Source organism: Streptomyces sp. CNQ085 (genome assembly GCF_022614595.1).
GTDB lineage: Bacteria > Actinomycetota > Actinomycetes > Streptomycetales > Streptomycetaceae > Streptomyces.
Genome location: NZ_JAJFAU010000223.1, coordinates 1 through 5,256 on the forward strand (window position 1 = coordinate 1; position 5,256 = coordinate 5,256).

5 protein-coding genes are annotated in these 5,256 nt (G+C 71.6%); all 5 read left to right on the top strand.

The genetic code is table 11. The features are described from left to right. On the top strand, positions 1-2,049 hold a 2,049-nt coding region (gene infB, locus LJ221_RS23190), incomplete at its 5' end, for a translation initiation factor IF-2 (RefSeq protein WP_241718659.1). A gap of 179 nt (positions 2,050-2,228) precedes the next feature. Next, entirely contained in the window at positions 2,229-2,522 is a 294-nt protein-coding gene (locus LJ221_RS23195; protein ID WP_241718660.1) for a DUF503 domain-containing protein, read from the top strand. A gap of 65 nt (positions 2,523-2,587) precedes the next feature. After that, positions 2,588-3,067 (top strand): 30S ribosome-binding factor RbfA, encoded by a 480-nt coding sequence (gene rbfA / locus LJ221_RS23200; RefSeq protein WP_241718661.1) that lies wholly within the window; start codon positions 2,588-2,590, stop codon positions 3,065-3,067. Between the two features lie 3 nt (positions 3,068-3,070). Then, a complete protein-coding gene (truB, locus tag LJ221_RS23205; protein WP_241718662.1) occupies positions 3,071-3,976 on the top strand; it encodes a tRNA pseudouridine(55) synthase TruB in 906 nt (301 codons plus the stop codon). Between the two features lie 280 nt (positions 3,977-4,256). Continuing rightward, a complete protein-coding gene (locus tag LJ221_RS23210) occupies positions 4,257-5,195 on the top strand; it encodes a bifunctional riboflavin kinase/FAD synthetase (protein ID WP_241718663.1) in 939 nt (312 codons plus the stop codon). Positions 5,196-5,256: the final 61 nt, after the last annotated feature.

Genomic DNA, 5,256 nt, shown 5'->3' on the forward strand with positions numbered 1-5,256 from the left:
GGCGGTGGCGGTCGCCCCGGTGGCGGCGGCGGGTTCGCCGGCCGTCCCGGTGGCGGCGGCGGTGGTTTCGGCGGCCGTCCCGGTTTCGGTGGCCGTCCCGGCGGTCCCGGTGGCCGCGGCGGCACGCAGGGTGCCTTCGGCCGTCCCGGCGGTCCGGCGCGCCGCGGCCGCAAGTCGAAGCGGCAGAGGCGCCAGGAGTACGAGGCCATGCAGGCCCCGTCCATCGGCGGCGTGATGCTGCCGCGCGGCAAGGGCGAGACCGTCCGGCTGTCGCGCGGTGCGTCGCTCACCGACTTCGCGGAGAAGATCAACGCCAACCCGGCGTCGCTGGTCCAGGTGATGTTCAACCTGGGCGAGATGGTCACCGCGACGCAGTCGGTCTCCGACGAGACGCTTCATCTCCTCGGCGAGGAGATGAACTACGTCGTCCAGATCGTCAGCCCGGAGGAGGAGGACCGCGAGCTCCTCGAGTCCTTCGACATCGAGTTCGGCGAGGACGAGGGCGGCGAGGAGGCACTCGTCTCGCGTCCGCCGGTGGTGACCGTCATGGGTCACGTCGACCACGGTAAGACGCGCCTGCTGGACGCGATCCGCAAGACCAACGTCATCGAGGGCGAGGCCGGCGGTATCACCCAGCACATCGGTGCCTACCAGGCCGCCACCGAGGTCAACGACGAAGAGCGCAAGATCACCTTCATCGACACCCCGGGTCACGAGGCGTTCACCGCCATGCGTGCCCGCGGTGCGAAGTCGACCGACATCGCGATCCTGGTGGTGGCGGCCAACGACGGTGTGATGCCCCAGACGGTCGAGGCGCTCAACCACGCCAAGGCGGCCGAGGTGCCGATCGTGGTGGCGGTCAACAAGATCGACGTCGAGGGCGCGGACCCGACCAAGGTGCGCGGCCAGCTCACCGAGTACGGGCTCGTGGCCGAGGAGTACGGCGGCGACACCATGTTCGTCGACATCTCCGCCAAGCAGGGCCTGAACATCGACGGGCTGCTGGAGGCCGTGGTCCTGACCGCGGACGCCTCGCTCGACCTGCGGGCCAACCCGGAGCAGGACGCGCAGGGCATCGCGATCGAGGCCCACCTCGACCGCGGCCGCGGCGCGGTGGCCACGGTGCTGGTCCAGCGCGGCACCCTGCGGGTCGGCGACACGGTCGTGGTCGGCGACGCCTACGGCCGCGTCCGGGCGATGCTCGACGACAAGGGCAACAACGTCGAGGAGGCCGGTCCGGCGACCCCGGTCCTGGTGCTGGGTCTGACCAGCGTCCCCGGCGCGGGCGACAACTTCCTGGTGGTCGACGAGGACCGCACGGCCCGGCAGATCGCCGAGAAGCGCGCCGCCCGCGAGCGCAACGCCGCCTTCGCCAAGCGCACCCGCAGGGTCTCCCTGGAGGACCTGGACAAGGTGCTCAAGGCCGGCGAGGTGCAGCAGCTCAACCTCATCATCAAGGGCGACGCGTCCGGTTCGGTCGAGGCCCTGGAGTCCTCGCTGCTCCAGCTCGACGTCGGCGAGGAGGTCGACCTGCGCATCCTGCACCGCGGCGTGGGTGCGGTCACCGAGACCGACATCGACCTGGCGACCGGCTCCGACGCCATCGTCATCGGCTTCAACGTGCGCGCCGAGGGGCGTGCCACGCAGATGGCCGAGCGCGAGGGCGTGGATGTCCGCTACTACTCGGTCATCTACCAGGTGATCGAGGAGATCGAGGCGGCCCTCAAGGGCATGCTCAAGCCGGAGTACGAGGAGGTCGAGCTGGGCACGGCGGAGATCCGCGAGGTCTTCCGCTCCTCCAAGCTCGGCAACATCGCGGGTGTCATCATCCGCTCCGGCGAGGTCAGGCGGAACACCAAGGCCCGCCTCGTCCGCGACGGCAGGGTCGTGGCGGAGAACCTCAACATCGAGGGTCTGCGTCGCTTCAAGGACGATGTCACCGAGATCCGCGAAGGCTTCGAGGGCGGTATCAACCTCGGGAACTTCAACGACATCAAGGTCGACGACGTCATCGCGACGTACGAGATGAGGGAGAAGCCCCGCGCCTGACCCCCGCCGGTGGGCACCACCGGTGAACGGCCACGGAGCCTCCCGCCCCGGCGGGAGGCTCCCGGCCGTTATACGCGTCGATCACCGGGAACCGTTGCGTGTACGGTTTCCCGTGTCCTGCCGGGAGTCGGCAGGACTCCGCCCCACGAGGCCCCACGGGTCGGCTGGACCCGCATCCCATGTACGTAGGCACACTCTCGTTCGACCTGCTGCTCGGCGACGTGCGGTCGCTGAAGGAGAAGAGGTCGGTCGTCCGCCCGATCATCGCGGAACTGCAGCGCAAGTACATGGTGAGCGTCGCGGAGGTCGGGGACCAGAACATCCACCGCAGGGTCCTGATCGGCCTCGCGGTGGTCTCCGGGGACGCCGGGCACGTCTCGGACGTGCTCGACCGGTGCGAGCGGCTGGTGGCCGCCCGGCCGGAGGTGGAGCTGCTGTCGGTGCGGCGGCGGTTCCACGGGGACGAGGACTGAGCGCGTCCGGTGCGCAGCCCCGGCCGGACCGAACCGAACGATCCGAGACAGAAGGAAGCAGACACATGACCGACACCGCGCGGGCACGCAAACTGGCCGACCGCATCCGGGTCGTGGTCGCGGAGACCCTCCAGCGGCGGATCAAGGACCCGCGGCTCGGCTATGTGACGATCACCGACACCCGGGTCACCGGCGACCTGCGGGAGGCGACCGTCTTCTACACGGTCTACGGCGACGACGAGGAACGGGCGGCCTCCGCCGCGGCGCTGGAGAGCGCCAAGGGCGTACTGCGCTCGGAGGTCGGGCGGCAGACAGGTGTGCGCTTCACGCCGTCGCTGACGTTCGTCCCGGACGCCCTCCCGGAGAACGCCCGGACCATCGACGACCTGCTGGCCAGGGCCAGGGCCTCGGACGCCCAGGTGCGCCAGGCATCCTCGGGGGCCGCGTACGCGGGCGAGCCCGACCCGTACCGCAAGCCCGCGCGCGAGGATGACGCCGAGGACGCCGGAGACGCCGGGGGCCGGGCGACCGGCGAGGACGCCTGACCCGTGGCACGCAAAGGAACCCAGGAGCCCGGCGGGCTGGTCGTCGTCGACAAGCCCGCCGGTTTCACCTCCCACGACGTGGTCGCCAAGATGCGTGGCATCGCCTGCACCCGGCGGGTCGGGCACGCCGGCACACTGGACCCGATGGCCACCGGCGTCCTCGTCCTGGGCATCGAGAAGGCGACCCGGTTGCTGGGCCACCTGGCGCTGACGGAGAAGGAGTACGTCGGCACCATCCGCCTCGGCCAGGACACCGTCACCGACGACGCGGAGGGCGAGACCACCTCCTCCACACCGGCGGACGGCATCGCGCGCGAGGCGATCGACGACGGCGTCGCCAAGCTGACCGGTGACATCCTCCAGGTCCCCTCGAAGGTCAGCGCGATCAAGATCGACGGCAGGCGGTCCTACGCCCGGGTGCGCGAGGGCGAGGAGGTGGAGCTGGCCGCCCGGCCGGTCACCGTCTCCTCCTTCACGGTGCACGACCTCCGCGCCGAGAGCGCCGTGGACGGCACCCCGGTGCTGGACCTGCTGGTCTCCGTCGTCTGCTCCTCCGGCACCTACATCCGGGCGCTCGCCCGCGACCTGGGCGCCGGGCTGGGGGTCGGCGGCCACCTCACCGCGCTGCGCCGCACCCGGGTCGGCCCGTACGGCCTGGACGCGGCGCGCACCCTGGAACAGCACCAGGAGTCGCTGACGGTCATGCCCGTCGGCGAGGCGGCGGCCGCCGCCTTCCCCCGCTGGGACGTGGACGAGCGGCGGGCTAGGCTGCTGGCGAACGGTGTGAGGATCGCCATGGCACCGTCCAGTCGGCCCGGACCGGTCGCGGTCTTCGGGCCGGGGGACCGCTTCCTCGCGCTGGCCGAGGAGCAGGGAGGCAGGGCCAGGCTGCTGGCCGTCTTCGCATGACCGGAACCGGCGGGGTCTGACCGGAACCGGCGGGGAGGCGTGGGCACAAACCGTGGGTGCGGGCGCCGCGTCCGGCACCCGCGCCCACGATCCCCCTCTTGTGTGCATCCGGTTCCTGTCCACCCCCGGGACCGGAATCACCTCGCGGGGCGGGCGCGCGGAGTGCATCACGGTGCGCACTGGGGCGTTTCCGGCGCGGGTCCCCGTGCGAACGCGACGGGGAGTCATGGCACCCTTGGACCCGGCACCATCCACTGGCATTCGGCGAGGAGCGGGCACTGTGCAGCGCTGGCGTGGCTTGGAGGACATCCCCGAGGACTGGGGGCGCAGCGTCGTCACCATCGGCTCCTACGACGGGGTGCACCGCGGGCACCAGTTGATCATCGGCAGGGCGGTCGGGCGCGCCCGCGAGCTGGGCGTACCGGCCGTCGTCGTTACCTTTGACCCGCACCCCAGCGAGGTCGTGCGGCCCGGCAGTCATCCGCCACTGCTCGCCCCGCACCACCGGCGCGCGGAGCTGATGGCGGGTCTGGGCGTGGACGCGGTCCTGGTCCTGCCCTTCACCGAGGGGTTCTCGAAGCTGTCGCCTGCCGACTTCGTGGTGAAGGTCCTGGTCGACAGGCTCCACGCCCGCACCGTCGTCGAAGGCCCCAACTTCCGTTTCGGGCACCGGGCGGCCGGCACCGTGGAGACCCTGGCCGAGCTGGGCCGGACGTACGACTACGACGTGATGGCCGTCGACCTGTTCGAGCGCGGGGAGGCGGGCGGCGGCGAGCCGTTCTCCTCCACCCTCACCCGCCGACTGGTCGCCGAGGGCGAGGTGGCGGGAGCCGCCGAGGTGCTGGGCCGGCCGCACCGGGTGGAGGGCATCGTCGTCCGGGGCGCGCAGCGCGGACGCGAGATGGGCTATCCCACGGCGAACGTCGAGACGCTGCCGCACACCGCCATCCCCGCCGACGGTGTCTACGCCGGATGGCTGGTGGTGGAGGGCGAGTCGATGCCCGCCGCGATCTCCGTCGGCACCAACCCGCAGTTCGAGGGCACCGAGCGGACGGTGGAGGCGTACGCCATCGGCCGTGTGGACCTCGACCTCTACGGGCTCCACGTCGCGGTGGACTTCCTGGCCTACATCCGAGGGCAGGAGAGGTTCGACACGCTGGAAGGGCTGCTGGAGCGGATGGCCGAGGACGTGCGGGTGGCGAAGGAACTGCTGGACTGAGCCTCCCGGCCGCGTGCGGCGGACGAACGGGCCCGTCGGCCCCTCCCCTCAGGGGAGGGGC

What these genes read in the sequence shown, in the direction of transcription:
- LJ221_RS23195 (WP_241718660.1), top strand. Translation starts at nt 2,229, where the DNA reads ATGTACGTAGGCACACTCTCGTTCGACCTGCTGCTCGGCGACGTGCGG.
- rbfA (WP_241718661.1), top strand. Translation starts at nt 2,588, where the DNA reads ATGACCGACACCGCGCGGGCACGCAAACTGGCCGACCGCATCCGGGTC.